The following is a 22,408-nucleotide window of genomic DNA, read 5'->3' on the forward strand; positions in this document are numbered from 1 at the left end:
TCGTGTCAGGGTTGGATGAGGTTCAGGCGAGGTGCAGCGCCACCAGGAGCAGGTCGATCAGCTTGATGCCGGCAAAAGGCACCACCAGACCGCCCAGGCCGTAGATCAGCAGGTTGCGGCGCAGCAGGGCGGCGGCGCCGATGGCGCGGTAGCGCACCCCTTTCAGGGCCAGTGGGATCAGGAACACGATCACCAGCGCGTTGAAGATCACCGCCGACAGAATGGCCGAGCTGGGGCTGGCCAGGGCCATGATGTTGAGCGCCCCCAGCTGCGGGTAGGTCACCACGAAGATGGCCGGGATGATGGCGAAGAACTTGGCCACATCGTTGGCAATCGAGAAGGTGGTCAGCGAGCCGCGCGTCATCAGCAGGGCCTTGCCCGTCTCCACCACCTCCAGCAGCTTGGTGGGGTTGGAGTCCAGGTCGACCATGTTGGCGGCCTCTTTGGCGGCCTGGGTGCCCGAGTTCATGGCCACGGCCACATCGGCCTGGGCCAGGGCCGGCGCATCGTTGGTGCCGTCGCCGGTCATGGCCACCAGCCGGCCTTGTTGCTGGTATTGCCGGATCAGCGCCAGCTTGGCTTCAGGGGTGGCTTCGGCCAGGAAGTCGTCCACCCCGGCCTCGGCGGCGATGGCGGCCGCCGTGAGCGGGTTGTCGCCGGTGATCATCACGGTCTTGATGCCCATGCGGCGCAGGGCCTCGAAGCGTTCCTTGATGCCTGACTTGACGATGTCCTTGAGCTCGACCACGCCCACGGCCACCGCGCCGTCGGCCACCACCAGCGGCGTGCTGCCGCGGCGGGCCACTTCTTCGGCGGCGCGCACCAGCTCGGGTGGCATGCGCCCGCCCAGGGCTTCCACGTGGCGGCGCACGGCGTCCACCGCTCCCTTGCGCAGCACGCGGGTGTGGCTGCCTTCTGGCAGGTCCACGCCGCTCATGCGGGTCTGCGCGGTGAAGGGCACGGCCTCGGCCTGGCCCAGGCCGACCTGCAAGCGCTCCAGGGCCGGCGCACTCAACTTCTGCGCCGCCAGCGTCACGATGCTGCGGCCCTCGGGGGTCTCGTCAGCCTGCGAGGCCAGCCAGGCCACCTGGGCCAGGGCGGCCTCGGTGTGGCCGATGCCGGGCAGCAGGGTGGCGGCCTGCCGGTTGCCATGGGTGATGGTGCCGGTCTTGTCGAGCATCAGCACGTCCACGTCGCCCGCCGCTTCGACAGCACGGCCCGAGGTGGCGATCACGTTGGCCTGCATCATGCGGCTCATGCCGGCCACGCCAATGGCGCTCAGCAAGCCGCCGATGGTGGTCGGGATCAGGCACACCAGCAGTGCCACCAGGGCGGTCATGGTGACCGGAGCACCGCTTTGCGCCGCCTGCACGCTGAACACCGAGTACGGCAGCAGGGTCACGGTGACCACCAGGAACACGATGGTCAGCGCGGCCAGCAGGATGTTGAGCGCGATCTCGTTGGGGGTCTTCTGGCGCTTGGCGCCTTCCACCATGCTGATCATGCGGTCGATGAAGCTTTCGCCCGGGTTGACGCCGATGCGCACCACCAGCCAGTCGGAAAGCACCCGGGTGCCCCCTGTGACGGCCGAGAAGTCGCCGCCCGATTCGCGGATCACGGGGGCGGATTCGCCGGTGATGGCCGACTCGTCCACCGAGGCCACGCCTTCGATCACCTCACCGTCGAGCGGGATCACATCACCGGCTTCCACCAGCACCACGTCCCCCTTGCGCAGCAGCGGCGACTCCAGCGGCAGCCAGGGGCTGCCATGCCGCGGGTGCTGCAGCTTCTTGGCCCAGCCGGTCTGCTGGATATTGCGCAGCGAGGCGGCCTGCGCCTTGCTGCGCCCCTCGGCCAGGGCTTCGGCGAAATTGGCGAACAGCACGGTGAACCACAACCACACTGCCACGCTGAAGATGAACAGGGGCGAGGCCTCACCGTGACCGCCCAGGGCCTGCAGGCCCAGCACGGTGGTGAACAGGCTGCCCACGTAGACCACGAACATCACCGGGTTGCGCCATTGCACGCGCGGATTGAGTTTGGCAAAGGCCTGCCCGATGGCGGGCTTGACCAGCGCCGGGTCGAAGAGTGCGAAACCGTTGGATTGACTCATGATTTTGGTTCCTTCTTGGGCGGATTCAATGGGTGGGCCAGAGCATGAAGTGCTCGACCACCGGGCCCAGTGCCAGTGCGGGCACATAGTTCAGCAAGCCCACCAGCAGCACCGTTCCGACCAGCAGGACGACGAACAAAGGCCCGTGGGTGGGCAAGGTGCCGGCACTGGCCGGCAGGCGCTGCTTGCGGGCCAGCGCACCGGCCATGGCCAGCACCGGCACGATCACGCCAAAGCGCCCCAGCCACATCGCCAGGCCCAGCGTCAGGTTGTAGAACGGGGTGTTGGCCGACAGCCCGGCAAAGGCGCTGCCGTTGTTGTTGGCCGCCGAGGTGAAGGCGTACAGGATCTCGCTGAAGCCGTGGGCACCCGGGTTGGCCACACCAGCCCGGCCAGCCTCGGCCAGCACGGCCACGGCGGTGCCCGCCAGCACCACGATGGGCGTGACCAGGATGGCGATCGAGGTCATCTTCATCTCGTAGGCCTCGATCTTCTTGCCCAGGTACTCGGGCGTGCGGCCGATCATCAGGCCGGCGATGAACACTGCCAGCACCGCGAACACCAGCATGCCGTAAAGGCCTGTGCCCACGCCGCCGAAGACCACCTCGCCGAGCTGCATCATTACCAGCGGCACCATGCCGCCCAGGGGGGTGAGCGAGTCATGCATGGTGTTCACCGCGCCGCAAGAGGCGGCGGTGGTGATGACCGCGAACAGCGCACTGGCGTTGACGCCGAAGCGCGTCTCCTTGCCTTCCATGTTGCCGCCAGCCTGTTGTGCGCTGGCCAATTGGTCGACCCCCAGGGCGCTCAGCTGGGGGTTGCCGGCCTGCTCCGCGGGGGTGATCACCAGCACCGCGGCCACAAACATCAGCGTCATGGCGGCCAGCACGGCCAGGCCCTGACGCCGGTCGCCCACCTCGATGCCAAAGGCAAAGCACAGGGCCGCCGGGATCAGGAAGATGGCCAGCATCTGCAGCAGGTTGCTGAAGGCGCTCGGGTTTTCGTAGGGGTGGGCCGAGTTGGCGTTGAAGAAGCCGCCCCCATTGGTGCCCAGCATCTTGATGGCCTCTTGCGAGGCCACGGGGCCCATGGGCAGCAGTTGGGTGTCGGTGCTCAGGGCTTCTTGCACCGGCTGGCCCTGGGCGTCGAGCACGGGCTGGCCATCGGCCCCCAGCTTGGGCTGGGTGTAGGCCTGGGTTTCCAGGGTGTGCACTTCCTGGTAGGGGCTGAAGTTCTGGATCACGCCCTGGCCCACCATCACCAGCGCCAGCAGCAGTGACAGGGGCAGCAGCAGCCACACGGTGGCGCGCATCAGGTCGACCCAGAAGTTGCCGATGGCCTGGACCGAGCGTGCAGCAAAGCCACGGATCAGTGCAAACACCACCGAGATGCCGGTGGCCGCCGAGACAAAGTTCTGCACCGTCAGCGCCAGCATCTGGGTCAGGTAACTCATGGTCGATTCACCCGAGTAACCCTGCCAGTTGGTGTTGGTGACGAAGGAAATGGCGGTGTTGAAGGCCGAGTCGGGCGACACGGCGGCAAAGCCCTGCGGGTTCAGCGGCAGCCCGCCCTGCAGGCGCTGCAGGGCATACACCGCGAAAACGCCCAGCAGGTTGAAGGCCAGCAAGGCGTAGGCGTAGTGGGTCCAGCGCATCGGTGCGTCGCTGCCCCGGCCACCCAGTCGCAGCAGCGCGGCTTCGGTGCGCAGCATCCAGGCGGGCAGGCGCCCGGCACACAGGGCGGCGAGGTAGCGTCCCAGCGGCCAGGCCAAGGCCAGCAGCAGTACCAGGTACAGGGCCAGCAGGCCCCAGGCGGATGACGTCATGCCCATTCAGAACTCCTCGGCGCGGATCAGCGCCCAGATGAGGTAGGCCAGCAGGCCGACAGCGAGCACGGCGCCCAGGCCGTAAAGCCCTTCGGCGGCGCTCATGACGGTGCTCCCGTGCGGGGTTCGAGGGCTTGCAGGCCCCGGGTGAGGGCGGCCATCAGGCCTCCCAGCAAGGCTGCGCAGGCGAGCCAGGCGATGTCCATGTCGACGCTCCATCGAGGTGAATAACGATGGGCCAAGCGTAGGATTTCAGCCGTAAAAAGCGGGTTGAATTGCGTCTGGGGGCCGTATAAAAAGCGTAAAAATCCAGCCGTCGAGCGCCTGAACCTCGCACCGGCACAAGCCGCCGTGAGTCGAACGTGAGCAGGTCGCGGCCCTGAATGGGGGCCTGACAGACGACGGGCTCTGTACAAACAAGGCTGCTTCGCGCCATGATCATGGAACCCCCAGCCAGCACCCTTGCTGAGAGGGGCAGGGAGCCGTCACTTGTCCTACCTTTCCACCACATCCTGGCCCTCGGGTCAGGCGCAGTCGCCTCCTCGGGCCTCAGAGCCGGTCCCCGGACCGGCGCGGGACGCCCGTCGCATCCGGTACTGGCAATTGCAGGCCGTGGCCGCGCTGCTCTGCCAGATCGGCGGGATCCTGTTCATGGTCATTGCGGCCCGCCTGGGCCATGCCGCCTGGGCCTTTGTGCTGGTGTGGGCGCCGTTGTCGATGGCGCTCACCCTGTGGGTGCTGCTGGGCCTGTCGCTGGGGTTCGGACTGCGCTGGCGCGACCCCACCCTGACCGTGCCGCAGATCGCCTACTCGTCGGTATCGGCTGTGGCCTGCTATGCCGCCGTGGGTCCGATGCGAGGCCCCTCGTTGGCCATGGCCTGCCTGGCACTGGTGTTCAGCATCTTTGCCCTGTCGGCGCGCCAGGTGCGCTGGTTGACCGCCTTTGTGGTGTCGCTCTATGCCGTGGCCATGGCCCTTCTGCCTCACTGGCAGCCCAGTCGCTACCCGGCCGGCGAAGAGCTGGCCAACTTCATCATCGTGTTGACCGTGCTGCCCGCCTTTGCCTTGCTGGCGGGGCGCCAAAGCACCTTGCGTGCCCAGCTCAGCCAGCAGAAGTCCGAATTGCAGCGTGCCCTGGCGCGGTTGGACGAGCAGGCCGGCCAGGACGAACTGACCGGCCTGATGAACCGTCGCCGTGCCGCGGAAAAGCTGCAGGAGCGCTGCGCCCAGGCCCGTCGGGGGGGCGGCTTTTGCGTGGCGCTGGCCGATCTCGACCACTTCAAGGCGGTCAACGACCGGTGTGGCCATGCGGTCGGCGATCTGGTGCTGCGCCGTTTCGCCTCCGAGCTGGTGCCGTTGCTGCGCGAGGGCGATGTGCTGGCGCGCTGGGGAGGCGAGGAATTCCTGCTCTTGCTGGGCGTGTCCGATGCGGTGCAAGCCAGTCAGGCCCTGGAGCGCCTGCGCCAGCATGTCGAGTCTCTGACCGTGCCTTTGCCGGACGGCCAGACGCTGCGCTTCACGGTGTCTTTTGGCCTGACCGAATACCGCCCGCCCGAGGAAGGCAGTGAAGCCGTGGCGCGGGCCGACACCGCCCTGTACCAGGCCAAGGCCCAGGGGCGAAACCGGGTGGTGATGGCCGATCCGGGGGGGCCGGCCGCTGCGGCCATCCCGGAGGCTTGAGCATCCGGGGCCTGATGCCTTTGCGGTTGCTTGCGCCGAGGCGACGGTCGCACCGGGCCAGCGTTGGGCTGCGTGGTCCTGGATACCGACGCAGCGGTGTCAGCGCTCGGCGATGTAGTGCGACATGTGCACGCTTTCGCCCGGCGCCAGGTGCTGGCGCACCTCGGCCTCCAGGGCCTGGTCGGCCAGTGTGGAGCGGGCGCGTTGGTGCAGGTAGTCGGCCCAGGAGCTGACGATGAATCGCTCCACATAGCGCGAGGGTTCACCCAGGTCCTTGTAGACCCGCCAGAAGGTGGCGCCGTCGCGCTTGCGATGGGCCTTGAGTTGGGCTGCGGCGTCCAGAAAGGCCCGATCCTGGCCGGGCAGGATGCGATAGCCCAGCTCCACCGCCACCGGGCCGGCATTGGCCTCGGGTTCATGGGCCACGAACAAGTCTTCCCAGGGCGTGGCCTGGGTCACCTCATGTTGCTCTCCCATGCGCAGCGGCATCGGCCGTGCCAGCAGCAGGCTGGCCGCCATGGCCACCGCCGCGGCCGTGAGCGCTGCATTGAGCCCGGCCATCTCTGCCGCGGCCCCCCAGAAAGCCGAACCGACGGCAAACGCCCCCAGTGAGGCCACGATGTGCAGGGCCACCGCCCGCGAACGGACCCAGGGCGGTGCGCTGGCCTGGGTGGCGCTGTTGAAGGTGGACAGGGCGGCCATCCAGGCGGCCCCGCCAAACGCCATGGCGATGTACACCACGGCCGACTGGCGCACCCAGGCCGCCAGCAGCATGGCCGCGGCGAACACCGCGCTGCTCAGCGCAATCAGGGGGTCCAGGCCGAAGCGGGCTCGCACCCGCCCGATCACCAGCCCGATCAGCACCGCCCCTGTGCCCATGCAGCCCATCAGCAGGCCAAACCCCTGAGCGCCGGTGCCCAGCTGGCGCTGGGCAATCACGGGCAGCAGTGCCCACAGGGCCGAGCCGGCCGCGCTGTAGGCCATCACCCGCACCAACTGGGCCAGCACCATGCGCGAATGCCAGGCAAAGCGCAGCCCGCTCAAGGTGCCGCCCCACAGCCGTTCGGGCGGCAGGCGGGAGGGGGGATGCTGGCGTGGCGGCCAACGCCGGATCGACTCCCACATCACCGCCGTGCAGGCGACCGTGAACACAAACACCCAGCCGGCACCCAGCTGCGTGAACACCAGGCCGGCCAACGTGGGCCCGATGGCGCGTGCCGCGTTGTAGGCGATGCTGATGGCGGTGATGGCCTGCGGCCACTCCTCGCGCGGGACCGGGTCGATCACCGAGGAGTTCCAGGCCGGCGTCAACACCGCCAGGCAGCAGCCACAGACCAGGATCAGCAGCAGCACCGAGTGGGGGCCACCCCAACCGCCCAGCACCAGCATCGCCAGCAGCGCCGAGGCGGCGGCCAGCGCGATCAGTGAACCCGAAATCAGGCGCTGGCGGTCGGTGGTGTCGGCCAGCACGCCGGCCGGCAAGGCCAGCAAAAACATGGGCAGGAACACGGCGGTCTGCACCAGCGCGGCCAGAAATGACGAGCCGGTCAGCTCGACCATCAACCAGGCCGCGGCCATGGACTGCATGCCGCTGCCAATGAAGAAGATGCCGCCACACAGGCACAGGCCTCTGAACGCGGGTTGGCGCAGAGGCGCCCAGATCGAAGTGGAGGCAGCAGCAGTCATCCGGGTCATTATTCCCCAGCATGGCGTTTTCTGTGCAGTGTGGGCCGAGCGTGTGAGCCCCTGTCTTGGGGCCGGCACCGCTGCCCGGGGGCCCTTGGCAATATCGTCAGTTCCGACGATGTGAGTGCTTGAGCCGGCTTCTACGATGCCCGCAGACTGTCCGCAGGGCGCCCTGGCCCCGGCCTGCCCACAACACCTCGGAGACACCTCATGCTCACTCGCTTCCAAGCCGGCCTGCGTCGGCATTTCAAGCTGGCCGCCGCAGGCGTGCTGCTGGCCTGTGCCTTGCCCCTGGTGGCGCAGGCGCAGAAGAAATACGACCCCGGCGCCAGCGACACCGAGATCAAGATCGGCAGTCTGTCGCCCTATTCGGGGCCGGCCTCGGCCTATGGCACCGCCGGCAAGGCCATGGCCGCCTATTTCGATCGGCTCAACGCGGCCGGCGGCATCAACGGACGCAAGATCAACTTTCTGGCCCAGGACGATGCCTACAACCCGGCCAAGTCGGTCGAGCAGACGCGCAAGCTGGTCGAGCAGGACGAGGTGCTGCTCATGTTCGCCTCGCTGGGCACGGCGCAGAACATGGCGGTGCAGCGCTACCTGACGGCCAAGAAGATCCCTCAGCTGTTTGTGAACACCGGCGCCACGCGCTTTGGCGATCCGAAGAACTTCCCCTGGACCATGGGCTGGCAGCCCACCTACCAGGCCGAGGCTCGCGCCTACGCGCAGCACATCCTGGCCACCAAGCCCAATGCCCGCATTGCCGTGCTGATGCAGAACGACGACTTCGGCAAGGACTTCATGAAGGGCTTCACCGAGGCCCTCGGCGACAAGGCCAAGACCTTGATCGTGCAACACCTGACTTACGAGGTGACCGATCCCACCATCGACAGCCAGATGGTCACCTTCAAGTCATCCGGGGCCGACGTGTTCTTCAACATCAGCACGCCCAAGTTCGCGGCCCAGGCCATCCGCAAGGCCGCCGAACTGGGCTGGAAGCCCACGCAGTACCTGGTCAGCGTGTCGCAGTCCCTGAGTTCGGTGCTCAAGCCGGCGGGCCTGGACAACGCCACTGGCGTGATTTCGTCCACCTACCTGCTGGCCCCCTCCGACCCGGCGGCCAAGGGCGTGAAAGAGATGGTCGAGTATGTGGCGGTGATGAAGCAGTATTACCCGGCGGGCGACCCCGACGACACCCTCAATGTGCTGGGCTATTCGGTGGCCGCCACGATGGCCCAGGTGTTGCGCCAGGCCGGCGACAACCTGACGCGCGAAAACATCATGAAGCAGGCCGCCAGCCTCCGCTTCACCCCGCCGGGCCTGTATCCCGGCATCGAGGTCAAGACCGGCCCCGATGACTTCTACCCGATCGAGAAGAAGGTGTTGCAGCGTTTCAACGGCAAGGAATATGAAGCCTTTGGCGGCCTGTACGGCGGTTGAAGCAGCGAACCCGGAGGATCCCCCCATGCAAGGACTGATGCAAGACCGCCCGTTGCTGATCTCGTCACTGATCGAGCACGCCGCCACCTTCCACCCCGACACCGAGATCGTCTCGCGCCTGCCCGAGGGGCCCACCCACCGCACCACCTGGCGTGGTCTGCGGGATCGCGCCCGCCAGGTGGCCCAGGCCATGGAGGCGCTGGGCATCCGCCCGGGTGACCGGGTGGGCACGCTGGCCTGGAACTCGCACCGGCACCTGGCGCTGTATTACGGGGTGTCGGGCATGGGGGCGGTGTTGCACACCGTCAACCCACGCCTGTTCCCCGAGCAGATCGACTACATCATCAACCACGCCGAAGACCAGGTGCTGTTCTTCGACATCGGCTTTGCACCCCTGGTGGCGCAACTGGCGCCCCGGCTCCCATCGGTTCGTGCCTTTGTCGCCATGACCGACCGGGCCCACATGCCCGCGATCGAGGTACCCCATCTGCTGTGCTTCGAAGACCTGCTCGATGCCCAGAGCGGCGACTACGTCTGGCCTGAGTTCGACGAGAAGTCGGCTTCCTCGCTGTGCTACACCTCGGGCACCACCGGCAACCCCAAGGGGGTGCTGTATTCGCACCGATCCACCGTGCTGCACACGCTGATGGAGCTGGCGCCCGACACCTTCGGCATCAGCTCGTCCGAAACAGTGCTGCTCATCGTGCCCATGTTCCATGCCAATGCCTGGGGCACGCCCTACGCCGCGGCCATGGTAGGTGCCAAGCTGGTGCTGCCCGGGCCGCACCTGGACGGGCAGAGCGTCTACACCCTGATGCGCGACGAGCGCTGTACCTTCTCGCAAGGCGTGCCCACGGTGTGGCTGATGCTGTTCCAGTACCTGGACGCCAACCCGCAGATCAAGCCACGCGAGCTGGGGGTCAAACGCATCGGCATCGGCGGGGCGGCGGTGTCCCGTGCGGTGCTGGAGCGCTTCGAGAACGACTTTGGGGCCGAGGTGGTGCAGGGCTGGGGCATGACCGAGACCAGCCCCATCGGCGTGATCAGCAAGCTGCTGCCCAAGCATGCCGAGCTGGACCCCGATGCATTGCTCAAGGTCAAGCTCAAGCAGGGCCGGGGCGTCTGGGGGGTGGACCTGAAAATCGTCGACTCGGCCGGCCAGACCCTGCCCTGGGATGGCGTGGCCTACGGCCACCTGCATGTGCGCGGCCCCTGGATCTGCAGCGGCTACTTTTGTGGCGAGGGCGGCGAGGTGCTGGATGCCGAGGGTTACTTCCCGACCGGCGACGTCGCCACCATCGACCCCGATGGCTATCTGCAACTGGTGGACCGCGCCAAGGACGTGATCAAGTCGGGGGGCGAGTGGATCTCGTCCATCGATGTGGAAAACGCGGCCTGCTCCCACCCGGGCCTGCTGGAGGCCGCGGTGATCGGCCTGCCGCACCCCAAGTGGCAGGAGCGCCCTCTGCTGGTGGCCGTCAAACGCCCCGGCGCCGAGGTCGATGCCGCGTCGGTGCTGGCGCACCTGGGCGAGCGCATCGCCAAATGGTGGCTGCCCGACGACGTGGTGTTTGTCGACAGCCTGCCGCACACGGCCACCGGCAAGCTGCTGAAGACCCGATTGCGCGAGCAGTTCAAGGACCATCGCCTGCCCACGGCCTGAGCGGCCGGGCCCGGTCAGCCGCCGCGGCTCAGAAGCCGATGAACTCGACCACCTCGGACAGGGGTGCGCGCGCGGTCTGCAGGCGGTTCACGGGGTGTTCCGGATTGGCGTAGCCGATGGCCATGCCGGCGAACAACAGGCGCTCGGGCGGCAGCTTCAGGGTCTGAGCCACGGTCTGGGGGTAGCGCGCCCAGCATTCCTGGGCACAGCTGTCCAGGCCTTCCGCGCGCAGCAGCAGCATCACGGTCTGCAGCAGCATGCCCAGATCGGACCACTGCGGCGGGCCCATGCGACGGTCCACGCTGCAGAACAAGGCCAGCGGGGCCCCGAAGAAGGCGTAGTTGCGGGCAAACCAGCGCAGCCGGCCGGCCTTGTCCTCACGCGGGATGCCCAGTTCGGCATACATGGCTTCGCCCACCTGGAAGCGGCGCTCGCGGTAGGGCGAGACGAGATCGGGCGGGTACACGGTGTACTCGCCGGGCTCGGGCGCGGTTGTGCCCGCGGCCTCGTCTTGCAGGCGCTGCTGCATCTGGGCCTTGAAGTTCGCGAGCGGTTCGCCTGTGAGCACATGCAGGTGCCAGGGTTGGAGGTTGCCGCCCGACGGGGCGCGCAAGGCGTGCTCCAGCACGCGGCGGATCAGCGCTTCGGGGACGGGGGTGTCCAGAAAATCGCGCACCGAACGGCGCGTGGCGATGGCGTCATGCAGGTTCATGGGATCTGTGGGGCAGGGTGGGGGTGGAGTGGGGTGGCATCCATCATCGAGGATCGGCCCCCAGCGTGCCTGTCCTGCGCACGACTTTCAATCGTCGGAAGTGACGATGTGCGCGCTTTGAGGGCGGCCACCCCGGTGCCGGTGCGACACAATCGGGCCTCATTCAAAAAGCAGCGGCAGCCTTCAGGAGGAAATCACCATGGCCTTGGAAATCGAGCGCAAATTCAAACTCAGGACCCCGGCGATCCTGGAGGGCCTCAGCGGCTCCCATTTTCTGCAGGCCTACCTGGCCAAGGGCGCGGTGCTGGTGCGGGTGCGGGTGTCTCAGGACCGGGCCTGGCTCACACTCAAGAGTGCACCGCTGAGTGCCGCCACCCGGCACGAATGGGAGTATGAGATCCCGGTGGCCGATGCCCAGCAGATGGCGCGCCAACCCGGCGCCTATGCCCTGGAGAAGACGCGCTTCTTCATTGAGCACCAAGGCCACACCTTCGAGGTGGACCGCTACCACGGCGGTCTCGAGGGCCTGTACACGGTGGAGGTGGAGTTGCCCAGCGAACAGACGGCCGTCGACCTGCCCGACTGGGTGGGCGAAGAGCTGACGGGGCGCAAGGGTTGGGACAACGAGTCGTTGGCAAGGGTGGGGTGGCCTGAATAAATGGCCCCCACGGTCGTGCACTGCGTGTCACTCCCACGTGCGGCCGCGAGACGCGGACGCTCTTCGCCCTGTCCAGCCCTGCGCAGGCAGGCCTGGAGCCGCAGGACTCAGCCCCCCAGGGGGGCCGCAGCCCGCCTTCGGGCGGCCGGGCGGCGGGCTGACCTCTTCGTTTGAGGTCTGCTGGATGAAGAGAGGGGCCTTGAGGGCCCCCTTGTTCACTTTTTTCCTGTCATTGCCGCTGCCTCGGATGGCTTGGCACCGGCTTGATGGCGTCGTTGCAGGCCTGCTGATTGAAGAACGGGCCTTGTTGCCCCCTCGTTTTTGGTTCCTGGCCCTTTTTGAGGGGCGTTCATGGGGTGTCTTCGGGGGTATGGCAGGCGACGGCGAGTTTGTTGCCGTCGGGGTCTTTGAAGTAGGCGCCGTAGTAGTGGGCGTGGTAGTGCGGGCGGGGGCCGGGGGGGCCGTCGCAGGTGCCGCCGTGGGCCAGGGCGGCGGCGTGGGCGGCGTGGACTGCGGCGCGTGTGGGTGCCAGGAAGGCGGTCATCTGGCCGTTGCCGGGGGTGGGGGGCTGGCCGTCGTGGGGGCGGGCGATCACGAACAGGGGGCGTTGGCCGCCGGCGCTGTGCCAGCCGGCCCAGGGGCGCTCGGGTTCGCAGAAGCGTTCTTCGATGCCGAGGCTGGCCAGCACAGGGCGGTAAAAGCGCAGCGCGCGTTCGAAGTCGGTGATGCCGATGAAGATGTGGGACAGCATGCAGGTCTCCAGAGAGGCTCGGGGTGTCAAAGGTGTTGCCAGGCCTGGGCCTGCAGCCATCCGGCGCACCAGCCGGGCAGGTTCTGGGCGGGCATCGGGCGGGCGATGCCATAGCCTTGTACGCAGTGGCAGCCCATCTGGCGCAGCCGGGCGCCATGCTCCAGGGTTTCCACGCCTTCGGCGATCACCTGTCGGTGAAACACCCCGGCCAGCTGGATGACGCTTTGCACGATGCGCAGGTCGTCGGGGTCGGTGAGCATGTCGCGTACAAAACTCTGGTCGATCTTCAGCGTGTCCACGGGCAGCTGGCGCAGGTAGGTGAGCGAGGAGTAGCCGGTGCCGAAATCGTCGAGTGAAAAATGCACGCCCAGCGCGCGGCAGTTGCGCAGAATGTCGACAGCCTGGCCCATGTCGGCGATGGCGGCACTTTCCAGCACCTCCAGTTCCAGGTGGGCTGGGGGCACTTCGGGGTGGCGGGCCAGGGCCTCGCCCAAGCGGGCGCAGAACTCGGGCCTCAGCAGGTGGTTGGCGCTGATGTTGACGCTCACCTTCATGTTCAGCCCCTGGCTGTGCCAGCGGCTGAGTTGCGCCAGGGCGCTGGCGATGACCCATTCGCCCAGTGAGGGCTCCAGCGTGCTGCCCTGGACCAGGGGCAGGAACTCGCCTGGGGGCAGCAGGCCGCGCTCGGGGTGCTGCCATCGGATCAGCGCTTCGGCGCCGATGACCTCGCCCCCGTCAAGGTCCACCTTGGGTTGGTAATGCAGCACGAACTCGCCCTGGGCCAGGGCCCGCTCCAGGGTCTCCAGGCTTTGCCGGTGGGCCTGGGCCAGGCGATCGCTTTCAGGGTCGAACAACTGATAGCGATTCTTGCCGGCCTGCTTGGCCAGGTACATGGCCTGGTCGGCATGGCGCAGCAGGGTGTCGGGGTCGGCGTTGTCCGCGGGGTACAGGCTCACGCCAATGCTGGCGCTCACGCTCAGAGACAGTTCGGGGGGCAGTACAAAGGGCTGGCGCACCGCCAGCAGCAGGCGGTCAAGGATCAGCGTGCACTCTTCGGTGGACCCGACCTCGGACAGCACCAGCACAAATTCGTCGCCCCCTGTGCGGGCCAGCGTATCCTCGGCCCGCAGCACCTGTTGCAGGCGGGTGCTCAGCCCGATCAGCAATTGGTCACCCACCGTGTGACCATGCCGATCATTGATGTGTTTGAAGCCATCGAGGTCCAGCACACACACCGCGCTGGGATGCCCGCTGCGCTGCGAGCGCCGGATCGACTGGCTCATGCGGTCAGACAGCAGGTGCCGGTTGGGCAACCCGGTGAGCAGGTCGTAATGCGCCACCCGGTCCAGTTCGGCCTCGTGCGCCTTGAGCTGGCTGATGTCGGAAAACACGCCGATGTAGTGCAGCACCTTGCCTTGAGGGGCGCGCACCACCGAGATCGTCTCCTGGGCCACGTACAACTCACCGTTCTTGCGCCGGTTGCAGATCTCGCCGCGCCAGAAATCGTGTTGATGCAGCGAGCGCCAAAGCTCTTGGTAGAACGGCTCGCCATGCTGACCCGAGGCCAGCAAGCGGGGCGAGCGGCCGCTGACCTCGGCCTCTGAGAAGCCTGTGATGCGCGTGAAGGCCGGATTCACCTTGGTGATCAGCCCGTTCGGGTTGACCATCATGATGCCCTCGTGGCTGCTCTCGAACACCACGCTGGCCTCGCGCAGCGCCCGTTCGGATTGCTTGCGCTCGGTGATGTCGGTGTGAGTGCCCGCCATGATCAGGGGCTGCCCCGACTCGCTGCGTTGCACGATGCTGCCGCGCGACAGGATCCAGCGCCAGTCGCCTTGCTTGGTGCGGCAGCGGATCTCCACCACATGGGCGTCGCTCTCGCCTTGCAGATGGCGTTCGATCGAGCTCATGGCGGTCGGCAGGTCTTCCGGGTGCACGATGTCGGGCCATCGGTGGGTGCTGACGTCCATCTCGCCCGGCTCGAAGCCCAACATGGTCTCCCAGCGCGCACTCACCACGAAGCTGTTGCTGGGCAGGTGCCAGTCCCAGTAACCCTGATCGGAGCCCTGCAGCACCCGGGCCAGTTGCTGTTCGCGCTCGCGCAGGGCGGCTTCGCTCGTCTGCAGGCGTTCCTGGTCGGCTTTCAGGTGGGTGATGTCGCGCGCAATGCCGAACAGCCCACTGACCGAGCCAGCCTCGTCGACCACGGGGCCCTTGGTGACCATGAACACCCGCTGCTGGCCGTCCAGCGTGGTCAGGCCTTCCTCGTGTGTCTGCACCAGGGCGCTTTGCATCACCTGCTGGTCGAGTTCACGCAGGTGTTTGGTCGATGCCGTGTCGAAAAGCTGTGCATCGGTCACGCCCAACATGCTGGCCGGCGCCCGGTGGACAAAGGCCCCGGCGGCGGCATTGGCCAGCAGGTAGTGCCCCTGGCGATCTTTCACGAACACGGCATCCGACGTGCCGGTGACGACCGAGTTGAGCAGCCGGCTGCTGCGTTGCAAGCGCCTGTTGGCGCGCCGCAGGCGATCGCTGAGCAGGCTCAGCACCAGGCCGTTGACCAGCAGCAGGCTCCAGCGAAACTGGTCCTGGGGCGAGGCGGCCAGGCTGTGCAGCGCGGGTTGTGACATCAGGTCAGTGCCGACCAGCGCCACCAGGGTGGCCATCAGCCCCGGACCGAGGCCGCCCACCAGCGCGCTCAGGGCGATGGGCAGCACGAACAGAATGAATTGGGGGTGACCCGTGTCCATGGGCTTCATGGCCTGGTGCACCAGCAGCATGCACCCGGTGATCAGCAAGGCAAACCCGTAGCTGGGCCAGCGCTGACGCAGCCTGGCCTGGGTTGCGGGATCGGGCAGCCCGGCAGCGTTGACCGCTGCCTTGTCCCCCGGTACGGAGCGCAGCGCCATGAACAAGGCCGCCGCTGAGGCCAGCACGAAAAAGATGCCCTTGGCGGCCGAAAGTGCGGCCAGATCGAGCGGGTCGGTCAGCGCCAGCAACACCCGGTCCGACAGCACGATCCATCCCAGCCCGAAGAGCAGGTAAAACGCGGTTGCCCGCAGGATGTAGCCGCTGCGGCTGGGCTCACTCATTCGTCTCCTTCTGCGGGCCGAGAGGCCTGCCTGGACCCATTTGACCTGCGATGGCTTGCTCGGAAATGACGGGTTGGACGCCAGTCCATTGTCAGCACCTCAATCATCGGTGATCGTATGACCTTGATGCGGAGCGGGGCTTCGTTGCGGTGGTTGGGGTTCACTCAGCCTGTTCTGACGTGCGCATTCTGTCTGGAGCTTGTTCAGGGCCTCGTAAAGCCCTTGTCGTTCGCTCGGGCTGAGCACACGCAACATGGCGGCTTGGCGCTCGCGCGCGATGCGGATCATCTGATCGTGCAGGTCCAGGCCGGCGGGGCTGAGGCGGCACAACAGTTGGCGGGCCCGACCGCGTCCGCTGGCCTGCAGCAGTGCCAAGCCACGTTGTTCCAGCAGCTTGAGTGTGCGGCTCACCAGGGCTTTGTCGGTGCTGGAGCGCTGGGCCAGTTGAGACAGCGACAGCCGCCCTTCGTGGGCGATGAAGGCCATCATGCGCCACTCGGCCACGCTGACCCCAAAGGGCTCGGCATAGCTCAGCGTCAGGGTGCGGCGCAGCGCGTGGCTGATTTGGTTCATCCAGGAGGTGATGAAGTTGTCGACGGACAGCCCGCTGCCGTGCTCGTCCAGATCGACCCAGGGACTGGCGAGATCCGCAGTTTGAGGTTGTTTTGCAGAGGGCGTGAGGGGGCGATGACGGGGCACGTGGCTGGACACAGGCGGCGACAAAAGCCTGATTCTTTCACAGGCCAGGAATGCCTTGGGCGCAAAAAAACCTGCCGGACCCGGGGGAAACCCCGGGCCATGGCAGGCCAAGTCAACCTAGGAGAAACCTCGGATCAGAAGAAGTGGCGCATGCCCACTTCGTAGCCACTGGAGGTACCGCCCAGCGAGGTGCCGGCGGCGCCCAGGCCCTGGATGTTGATGGCGCGCTGGGCGCCGGCCTTGTTGCTGATGTGGCCGTAGCTGGTGTAAAGCTGGGTGCGCTTGGACAGGTTGTAGCCATAGCCCAGGGACACCTTGGTCCAGTCGGCGTTGTTGCCCGACGTGTCGTAGCGGCCCACCGAGGCGCGCAGTTCGCTGGCGCCGATCGGGGCGCTGGCGCCGATCTGGAAGGCCGTGATCTTGGCGGCCGCGGTCTTTTCGCTGGCCCAGATGAACGAGGGCTTGACCACGCCGAAGTCATACCAGCCGGCGATGTTGTTGGCGGTCACGTCGGCGGCGGCGGTGGCGCCCTTGAGCTTGCCGGTGGCCAGTGCCACATGGATCGGGCCCTGGCGATAGCCCCCGCGCAGGCCGCGGTAGTCACCCAGGTTGGGGGTGCTCGAGTTGGAGGCCTGGCCGCCAAAAGCCACCTGGGCCTGGCCATAGAAGCCGCCCAGGTTGGCCGGCAGGAAGTAGCTGACCGCATTGCTGATCTGGATCGGGGCACCATTCATGACAAAGGTGCCGGTGCCGCCCACGCCGTTGGTCAGGAAGGGGTCGAAGATCAGGGTGTTCAGGAAGGTGGCCGAGTCGTCGCGACCGATGCGCACCTCGCCGAAGGCGCCCATCAGGCTGGCGGTGGCGCGGCGGTTGAAGCTGAAGGCGCCGCTGCTCTTGCCCGCGCCGGTGTTCACGTCCAGGCCGCCTTCGAGCCAGAAGCCGGCGGCCAGGCCGCCGCCCAGGTCTTCGGTGCCCCGAAAGCCGATGCGGCTGATGTTGGCGCCGCTGGTGGACAGTCCGGTGCGGGTCAGGGTGTCTCCCGAGACGCGGGCCAGGCCCACGTCAATGGTGCCGAACAGGGTGACCGACGAGCTGGGTGCCGTCTGGGCCGAAGCGCTGCCAGCGGCAGCCAGGGCCGCCAGAACGATGAGGGATTTTTTCATGGGCTTCTCCTCCAAGAGATGTGCCGTTTGATGGAACGAAGCGCTGCTTCGTCGTGGGGAGGTCCGGCCAGGGCGGCCCTGGCCGGGCGGGGGAACCAGAACGGGGCGGGGTTCAATCGGCCTGGATGCCGAAGTCCTTCACTACCTTGCCGAAACGGGCCAGATCGGCCGCATTGCTCTTTTCGAGTCGGGCCGGCTCGCCACCCAGTGGCAGGCCGCCAAAGGTGCCGACTTTGCTGACCACATCGGGCATCTTCAGGATGTCGTTCATGTGGGTGTTGAGCGTCTTCACGATGTCGGTGGGCAGGCCTTTGGGGCCGAACAGGCCTTGCCATGCGGTGAGTTCGATGTCCTTGTAGCCCTGTTCGGCCAGGGTGGGCACGTCGGGGGCCAGGGTGGAGCGGTGGGTGTCGGCCACGCCCAGCAGCTTGACTTTGCCCGTGCTCAGGTGCGGCGCGACGGGGCCCAGGGTCATGAAGGTCAGGGGCACATGGCCACCCAGCACATCGTTCACGGCCGGGGCCACGCCGCGGTAGGGCACGTGGGCCAGGTCGGCGCCGCTGGCCTTGGTGAACATGGCGGCCAGGATGTGCATGGGCGAGCCGCTGCCCGGGGTGGCATAGGTCAGGGGCTTGGCCTTGGACTGGGCCACCAGTTCCTTGATGTCCTTGATGCCGCTGGCGCCCGAGGCGGCCACGAACATGGGCATGGTGACGGTCTGGATGATGGGCGTGAAGCCGTTGAGCACGTCATAGCCCGAGCCTGGGCCGGTCTTCATCACCAACTGTGCGATCGAGAAGGTGCTGGGCGCCAGCAGCAGGGTGTAGCCATCGGCCGGCGCCTTGGACACGAAGGCGCTGCCGATGATGCCGCTGGCGCCGGGGCGGTTGTCGACCACCACGGGCTGGCCCAGGCGGCCTTGCAGCTTCTCGGCGAACAGGCGCGCCATGGCATCGGTGTCGCCACCGGCCGGGTAGGCCACCACCAGGGTGATGGGCTTGTTGGGGTAAGAGCCCTGGGCCAGGGCCGGCTGGGTGGCGGCGCACAGACCGAGCGCGGCGGCGGCCAGGGCCAGGGTGTGGCGGCGGGTGAGGGCGATGCGGGGGAGGGCAAAACGGGGGGACGTGGGCGCGGGCATGGGATGGGTCCTAGGGGATGTTGTGGGGGTGGGTCGGGGAGGGGTCTTGGTGAGGACGGCCTGTCACTGGGCTTCGATCTTTCGGCTCTTGATGACGGGCAACCAGGTGGCTGTCTCTTTTCGGATGACGTCGCCAAAGGCGGCGCCTGTGGTGATCCACACAAGCAGGCCCTGTTTTTCGAGCTGGGCTTTGTTGCTTGGGCTGTTCAGAATCTGGCTGATGTCGCTGGCCAGTTGGGTGCGAACGGCTTCGGGCGTGCCTTTGGGGGCCATCACGCCGTACCACGAGGTGACGGCCACGCCACTCACACCGGCTTCGGCCAGGGTGGGCACGTCCGGCAGCAGCGGGGCGCGCACCGGGTCGGTCACGGCCAGGGCGCGCAGCTTGCCTTGCTGGATGTGCGGCAGCAGCGTGGGCAGGTTGCCCACAATCACGGGCACGGTGCCGCCCAGCACATCGTTGAGTGCGGGGGGCGAGCCTTTGTAGGCCACATGCAGCAAATCGGCGCCGCTTTGCTGCTTGAACAGTTCGCCAGCCAGGTGCAGGCCCGAGCCCACCCCCGGGGTGGCGTAACTCAAGGTGCCCGGGTGGGCCTGGCTGAGCGTGATCAGTTCGCGGACGGTGCGCGCCGGCACCGCCGGGTTCACCGCCAGCACGTTGGGGGCCTTGGCCAGCGAGGCCACCGGGCTGAAGTCGGTCTCCACGTCATAGCCCAGGCGGGGCATCAGCGTGGGGTTGATGGTCAGGTTGCCGGCCGGCACCACCAGCAGGGTGTGGCCCGTGGGGGCGGCGCGCTTGACCGCTTCGATCCCGATGTTGCCGTTGGCGCCGGTGCGGTTGTCCACGATCGCGGGTTGTTTGTAGCGCTCGGACAAGCCGTTGGCCAGCATGCGGGCCAGTGTGTCCACCGGGCCCCCGGCCGGGAATGGCGCCACCAGCGTGAAGGGCGCTGTCGCCAGACTGCGCTGGGCCTCCAGCGACTCGCCCTGGGCCGCGTGGCACAGACTGGATGTGCCCAGCACGGTAAGGCATGCCCCTGTCCAACGACGGGCCAGCGCCAGGATGGGGTACCTCATGCCAAACCCCTGCCGCAGCGGGAGCGCGGGCGAAAGAGAGCAACAGATCCGTGGGTGAACATGACTGCCTTTCGTTTTATATACGAAACAGTGATCAATAGATGAAACTATTTGAGTGAGAATACGGAGTACCCCCTGTTTTTCAAATAAGTAAAAATACGTATTCATGGGGTCGTCATGTCTGTGGTGTTGATCTGGCGCATGGACAAATGCCCCTGGCGGAAGGCTGCAAAAGCAGGTTTTGAAGTCCTGATGGGTGTTTCAAAAACCCTGTGAGATAGTCGGGATAAGGGCTGGATTGTGGGTTGGTGACACAATTGCGATTCAAATACGAATCAACGTTTCATAAGTGAGACCAAAAAGAGCCAAGCAAAAGCCCGATCACCAGGATGGGGCGGTGCACGGCAGACACAGGAATCGAAGCATGAATCAGACCAGCGTTCCCTCTCTCGAAGGCCACCGCATCCTCATCACGGGCGGTGCCCGTGGCTTGGGCGAGGCCTTTGCCCGCGCCTGTGTGGCCGCCGGTGCCCGGGTCGCCCTGACCGATGTGCTGCATGAACGGGGCGAGGCCCTGGCGGCCGCGCTGAACCAGGGCCTGGCCCAGCCCGTGGCGCATTACCTGCCCATGGATGTGTCGGACCCGCAAGCCATCGAGCAGGCCACTGCCACGGCGGCTGAACGCCTGGGTGGCCTGGATGGCTTGGTGAACAACGCCGCCATCACCAATTCGGGCGGCAAGGACATGGGCGACATCACGGTGGACACCTGGGACCGGGTGATGGCCGTCAATGTGCGCGGCCCTTGGCTGGTGACGGTGGCGGCGCAGCGCTGGCTGCAGGCCTCGGGTCGGGGCCGGGTGGTGAACATCGCCTCCGACACCGCGCTGTGGGGCGCCCCCCGTCTGATGGCCTACGTGGCCAGCAAGGGCGCCGTGATGTCCATGACGCGCTCGATGGCCCGCGAACTTGGCGCCCACGGCGTGACCGTCAATGCAGTGGCGCCGGGGCTGACCCTGGTCGAGGCCACCGAGTACGTGCCCGAGGCGCGCCACCGCCTGTACAGCGAAGGCCGGGCCATCAGCCGGGCCCAGGTGCCTGACGACGTGGTCGCCACCGTGCTGTTCCTGCTCTCCGACGGCAGCGGCTATGTGACCGGCCAGGTGCTGCCGGTCAATGGCGGCTTCGTCATGAACTGACCCCCCATCCCATCCCATCGCCCTGTTTTGCAAGGAGTCCCCATGAGCGCACCCCACACCCCTGCGGCCAATGAGCCGGTGTTCAACGAACGTGGCCTGCAGGATGCCCGCATCCCGCCCGAGGCTGAAATCCAGCAGGCCATGATGCAGGCCCCGGGCCAGAGCTTTGCCGAGTGGATGGAGTCGCGCGTGGCCCGCCGCTCCACCCGGCGCTACGACTGGGATGCCCTGAAGTTCCAGGCCGATTTCGACCCCAAGTACCGTCGCGCCCAGATGCGTTACGTGGGCACCGGTGGCACTGGCGTGTCCAGTGACAACAACACCGTGCCCTCGGCCCACTTCACGTTCTCGACCATGGTCATCCCGGCGGGCAACATCGGCCCCTCGCACATCCATTACGACGTGGAAGAAATCTTCTTCGTGATGCGTGGCGCCATGAAGGTGATCTGCGAAAAGGACGGCCAACGCTGGGAGACCGTGGTCGGTGAACGTGACCTGATCTCGGTGCCCCCGGGGGTGTACCGCGAGGAGCAAAACATCGGCGACGAAGATGCCCTGATGTGCGTGATGCTGGGCTCGCCCAAGCCGATCACCCCGGTCTACCCGCCTGATTCGCCCCTGGCCAAGATCAAGCGCGATCTGGGTCGCTGAAGCAGGCGCCAAAAACATGACCTTGCAAGAAATGGCTCAGCAGTGGCCTGTCCAGGTCGTCTCGACCGCCGGGGGCGATATCGCCTACCGTCGGGCGGGCCAAGGCCCCTTGCTGGTGCTGTTGCACGGCATTGGGTCGGGCTCGGGCAGTTGGCTGCGCCAATTGCAAGGCCTGCAGAGTCGCTTCACCGTGCTGGCCTGGGACGCCCCAGGCTATGGCCAGAGCACCCCGGTCGAGGCCGATTGGCCGACGGCCGCCGACTACGGCACGCGGGTCTGGCAATGGCTTCAGGCCCTGGGCCTGGCGCAGCAGCCGATCCGTCTGGCCGGCCACTCCCTGGGCTGCCTGATGGCCGCTGCGGCAGTGGCACAAGGCCCGGATTCGGTCGAGCGCCTGACCCTGCTCTCACCAGCCCTGGGCTATGGCTTGGCCGATCCCGCCGTGCGCGACAGCAAGCTGCGCGATCGGCTGGCCAACCTGGCGCGCCTGGGCCCGGCCGGCATGGCCGAGCACCGGGGGGCCGCCATGCTGTCGGCCCAGGCCGATGCGTCGCTGGTGGCTTACGTGAAATCGATCATGGCGGCCATCAACCCCGCCGGCTACACCCAGGCCGCGCGACTGCTCGCCCAGGCCGACCTCGACACCCTGCTGGCTGCGGTAACCTGTCCGGTCACCGTGGCCAGTGGCAGCGCTGACACCATCACCCCGGCGGCCGCCTGCGAAGGCCTGGCCAATCGGGTCGGTGCTCCCTATCTCTCACTGGGCCCGGTGGGCCATGCCTGCGCGCTGGAGGCCGCCGATGCGGTCAATGCCTTGCTGCAGGCCACCCCCTGAACACAGATCGAGAGACCAGGAGAACCA

The 22,408-nt window shown here is 67.0% G+C and carries 18 protein-coding genes; 7 read left to right on the forward strand and 11 right to left on the reverse strand.

Annotated elements, in window-relative coordinates:
• Window positions 1–22: 22 nt before the first annotated feature.
• From kdpB to kdpF, 3 genes are read right to left on the reverse strand one after another with little or no spacing between them, the layout of a single operon-like run.
• Window positions 23–2,113 carry a potassium-transporting ATPase subunit KdpB gene (gene kdpB, locus AC3WUT_RS24340; RefSeq protein ID WP_492349640.1) on the reverse strand — a complete coding sequence of 697 codons (2,091 nt, stop codon included), beginning with the start codon at window positions 2,111–2,113 and terminating at the stop codon, window positions 23–25.
• 25 nt (window positions 2,114–2,138) lie between these two features.
• Window positions 2,139–3,938 carry a potassium-transporting ATPase subunit KdpA gene (gene kdpA, locus AC3WUT_RS24345; RefSeq protein ID WP_492349641.1) on the reverse strand — a complete coding sequence of 600 codons (1,800 nt, stop codon included), beginning with the start codon at window positions 3,936–3,938 and terminating at the stop codon, window positions 2,139–2,141.
• A gap of 6 nt (window positions 3,939–3,944) precedes the next feature.
• The gene (kdpF, locus tag AC3WUT_RS24350) at window positions 3,945–4,043 is read right to left on the reverse strand and encodes a K(+)-transporting ATPase subunit F (RefSeq protein ID WP_492349642.1); all 99 of its coding nucleotides are present in this window, start codon (window positions 4,041–4,043) and stop codon (window positions 3,945–3,947) included.
• A 384-nt stretch (window positions 4,044–4,427) separates the two neighbouring features.
• Between kdpF and AC3WUT_RS24355 the strand changes: the two genes are divergently transcribed.
• A complete protein-coding gene (locus AC3WUT_RS24355) occupies window positions 4,428–5,618 on the forward strand; it encodes a GGDEF domain-containing protein (RefSeq protein ID WP_492349643.1) in 1,191 nt (396 codons plus the stop codon).
• A gap of 99 nt (window positions 5,619–5,717) precedes the next feature.
• Here the strand turns inward: AC3WUT_RS24355 and AC3WUT_RS24360 are convergent, their stop codons facing one another.
• Window positions 5,718–7,304 carry an MFS transporter gene (locus AC3WUT_RS24360; RefSeq protein WP_492349644.1) on the reverse strand — a complete coding sequence of 529 codons (1,587 nt, stop codon included), beginning with the start codon at window positions 7,302–7,304 and terminating at the stop codon, window positions 5,718–5,720.
• Window positions 7,305–7,514: 210 nt separating this feature from the next.
• Between AC3WUT_RS24360 and AC3WUT_RS24365 the strand changes: the two genes are divergently transcribed.
• Both AC3WUT_RS24365 and AC3WUT_RS24370 read left to right on the forward strand, forming a co-directional pair.
• Entirely contained in the window at window positions 7,515–8,744 is a 1,230-nt protein-coding gene (locus AC3WUT_RS24365; RefSeq protein ID WP_492349645.1) for an ABC transporter substrate-binding protein, read from the forward strand.
• 25 nt (window positions 8,745–8,769) lie between these two features.
• Complete coding sequence (locus AC3WUT_RS24370; RefSeq protein WP_492349646.1) at window positions 8,770–10,407, forward strand: 3-(methylthio)propionyl-CoA ligase; 1,638 nt, start codon at window positions 8,770–8,772, stop codon at window positions 10,405–10,407.
• Between the two features lie 28 nt (window positions 10,408–10,435).
• On the opposite strand, the gene AC3WUT_RS24375 is transcribed toward AC3WUT_RS24370, so the two are convergent.
• Window positions 10,436–11,119 (reverse strand): nitroreductase, encoded by a 684-nt coding sequence (locus AC3WUT_RS24375; RefSeq protein ID WP_492349647.1) that lies wholly within the window; start codon window positions 11,117–11,119, stop codon window positions 10,436–10,438.
• 199 nt (window positions 11,120–11,318) lie between these two features.
• On the opposite strand from AC3WUT_RS24375, the gene AC3WUT_RS24380 reads away from it, so the two are divergent.
• Entirely contained in the window at window positions 11,319–11,777 is a 459-nt protein-coding gene (locus AC3WUT_RS24380; protein ID WP_019575718.1) for a CYTH domain-containing protein, read from the forward strand.
• Between the two features lie 349 nt (window positions 11,778–12,126).
• On the opposite strand, the gene AC3WUT_RS24385 is transcribed toward AC3WUT_RS24380, so the two are convergent.
• The 6 genes from AC3WUT_RS24385 to AC3WUT_RS24410 all read right to left on the reverse strand — a co-directional run bounded on the left by AC3WUT_RS24385 (window position 12,127) and on the right by AC3WUT_RS24410 (window position 19,697).
• Window positions 12,127–12,528, reverse strand: a complete 402-nt coding sequence (locus AC3WUT_RS24385) for a VOC family protein (RefSeq protein WP_492349648.1) — start codon at window positions 12,526–12,528, stop codon at window positions 12,127–12,129.
• 26 nt (window positions 12,529–12,554) lie between these two features.
• Window positions 12,555–15,620, reverse strand: coding sequence for an EAL domain-containing protein (locus AC3WUT_RS24390; protein WP_492349649.1), 3,066 nt, complete (start codon window positions 15,618–15,620; stop codon window positions 12,555–12,557).
• Between the two features lie 99 nt (window positions 15,621–15,719).
• Window positions 15,720–16,319 (reverse strand): MarR family winged helix-turn-helix transcriptional regulator, encoded by a 600-nt coding sequence (locus AC3WUT_RS24395; RefSeq protein WP_492349650.1) that lies wholly within the window; start codon window positions 16,317–16,319, stop codon window positions 15,720–15,722.
• 134 nt (window positions 16,320–16,453) lie between these two features.
• Window positions 16,454–17,482 (reverse strand): porin, encoded by a 1,029-nt coding sequence (locus AC3WUT_RS24400; protein ID WP_492349651.1) that lies wholly within the window; start codon window positions 17,480–17,482, stop codon window positions 16,454–16,456.
• Between the two features lie 112 nt (window positions 17,483–17,594).
• Window positions 17,595–18,620 (reverse strand): Bug family tripartite tricarboxylate transporter substrate binding protein, encoded by a 1,026-nt coding sequence (locus AC3WUT_RS24405; RefSeq protein WP_492349652.1) that lies wholly within the window; start codon window positions 18,618–18,620, stop codon window positions 17,595–17,597.
• A 63-nt stretch (window positions 18,621–18,683) separates the two neighbouring features.
• Window positions 18,684–19,697 carry a Bug family tripartite tricarboxylate transporter substrate binding protein gene (locus tag AC3WUT_RS24410; RefSeq protein WP_492349653.1) on the reverse strand — a complete coding sequence of 338 codons (1,014 nt, stop codon included), beginning with the start codon at window positions 19,695–19,697 and terminating at the stop codon, window positions 18,684–18,686.
• Between the two features lie 424 nt (window positions 19,698–20,121).
• Between AC3WUT_RS24410 and AC3WUT_RS24415 the strand changes: the two genes are divergently transcribed.
• The 3 genes from AC3WUT_RS24415 (at window position 20,122) to AC3WUT_RS24425 (ending at window position 22,381) form a co-directional block, all read left to right on the forward strand.
• Entirely contained in the window at window positions 20,122–20,895 is a 774-nt protein-coding gene (locus AC3WUT_RS24415; RefSeq protein ID WP_492349654.1) for an SDR family oxidoreductase, read from the forward strand.
• A gap of 141 nt (window positions 20,896–21,036) precedes the next feature.
• Window positions 21,037–21,546: a cupin domain-containing protein gene (locus tag AC3WUT_RS24420; RefSeq protein WP_492349711.1), complete on the forward strand. Its 510-nt coding sequence runs from the start codon at window positions 21,037–21,039 to the stop codon at window positions 21,544–21,546.
• Between the two features lie 16 nt (window positions 21,547–21,562).
• Window positions 21,563–22,381: an alpha/beta fold hydrolase gene (locus AC3WUT_RS24425; protein ID WP_492349655.1), complete on the forward strand. Its 819-nt coding sequence runs from the start codon at window positions 21,563–21,565 to the stop codon at window positions 22,379–22,381.
• Window positions 22,382–22,408: the final 27 nt, after the last annotated feature.

Source organism: Curvibacter sp. EU05-FHT14A10 (assembly GCF_058791075.1).

Coding starts and splice junctions, on each gene's coding strand:
- kdpB (WP_492349640.1), bottom strand. CDS start 2,113: ATGAGTCAATCCAACGGTTTCGCACTCTTCGACCCGGCGCTGGTCAAG.
- kdpA (WP_492349641.1), bottom strand. CDS start 3,938: ATGACGTCATCCGCCTGGGGCCTGCTGGCCCTGTACCTGGTACTGCTG.
- kdpF (WP_492349642.1), bottom strand. CDS start 4,043: ATGAGCGCCGCCGAAGGGCTTTACGGCCTGGGCGCCGTGCTCGCTGTC.
- AC3WUT_RS24360 (WP_492349644.1), bottom strand. CDS start 7,304: ATGACTGCTGCTGCCTCCACTTCGATCTGGGCGCCTCTGCGCCAACCC.
- AC3WUT_RS24365 (WP_492349645.1), top strand. CDS start 7,515: ATGCTCACTCGCTTCCAAGCCGGCCTGCGTCGGCATTTCAAGCTGGCC.
- AC3WUT_RS24370 (WP_492349646.1), top strand. CDS start 8,770: ATGCAAGGACTGATGCAAGACCGCCCGTTGCTGATCTCGTCACTGATC.
- AC3WUT_RS24375 (WP_492349647.1), bottom strand. CDS start 11,119: ATGAACCTGCATGACGCCATCGCCACGCGCCGTTCGGTGCGCGATTTT.
- AC3WUT_RS24380 (WP_019575718.1), top strand. CDS start 11,319: ATGGCCTTGGAAATCGAGCGCAAATTCAAACTCAGGACCCCGGCGATC.
- AC3WUT_RS24385 (WP_492349648.1), bottom strand. CDS start 12,528: ATGCTGTCCCACATCTTCATCGGCATCACCGACTTCGAACGCGCGCTG.
- AC3WUT_RS24390 (WP_492349649.1), bottom strand. CDS start 15,620: ATGAGTGAGCCCAGCCGCAGCGGCTACATCCTGCGGGCAACCGCGTTT.
- AC3WUT_RS24400 (WP_492349651.1), bottom strand. CDS start 17,482: ATGAAAAAATCCCTCATCGTTCTGGCGGCCCTGGCTGCCGCTGGCAGC.
- AC3WUT_RS24405 (WP_492349652.1), bottom strand. CDS start 18,620: ATGCCCGCGCCCACGTCCCCCCGTTTTGCCCTCCCCCGCATCGCCCTC.
- AC3WUT_RS24410 (WP_492349653.1), bottom strand. CDS start 19,697: ATGAGGTACCCCATCCTGGCGCTGGCCCGTCGTTGGACAGGGGCATGC.
- AC3WUT_RS24415 (WP_492349654.1), top strand. CDS start 20,122: ATGAATCAGACCAGCGTTCCCTCTCTCGAAGGCCACCGCATCCTCATC.
- AC3WUT_RS24420 (WP_492349711.1), top strand. CDS start 21,037: ATGATGCAGGCCCCGGGCCAGAGCTTTGCCGAGTGGATGGAGTCGCGC.
- AC3WUT_RS24425 (WP_492349655.1), top strand. CDS start 21,563: ATGACCTTGCAAGAAATGGCTCAGCAGTGGCCTGTCCAGGTCGTCTCG.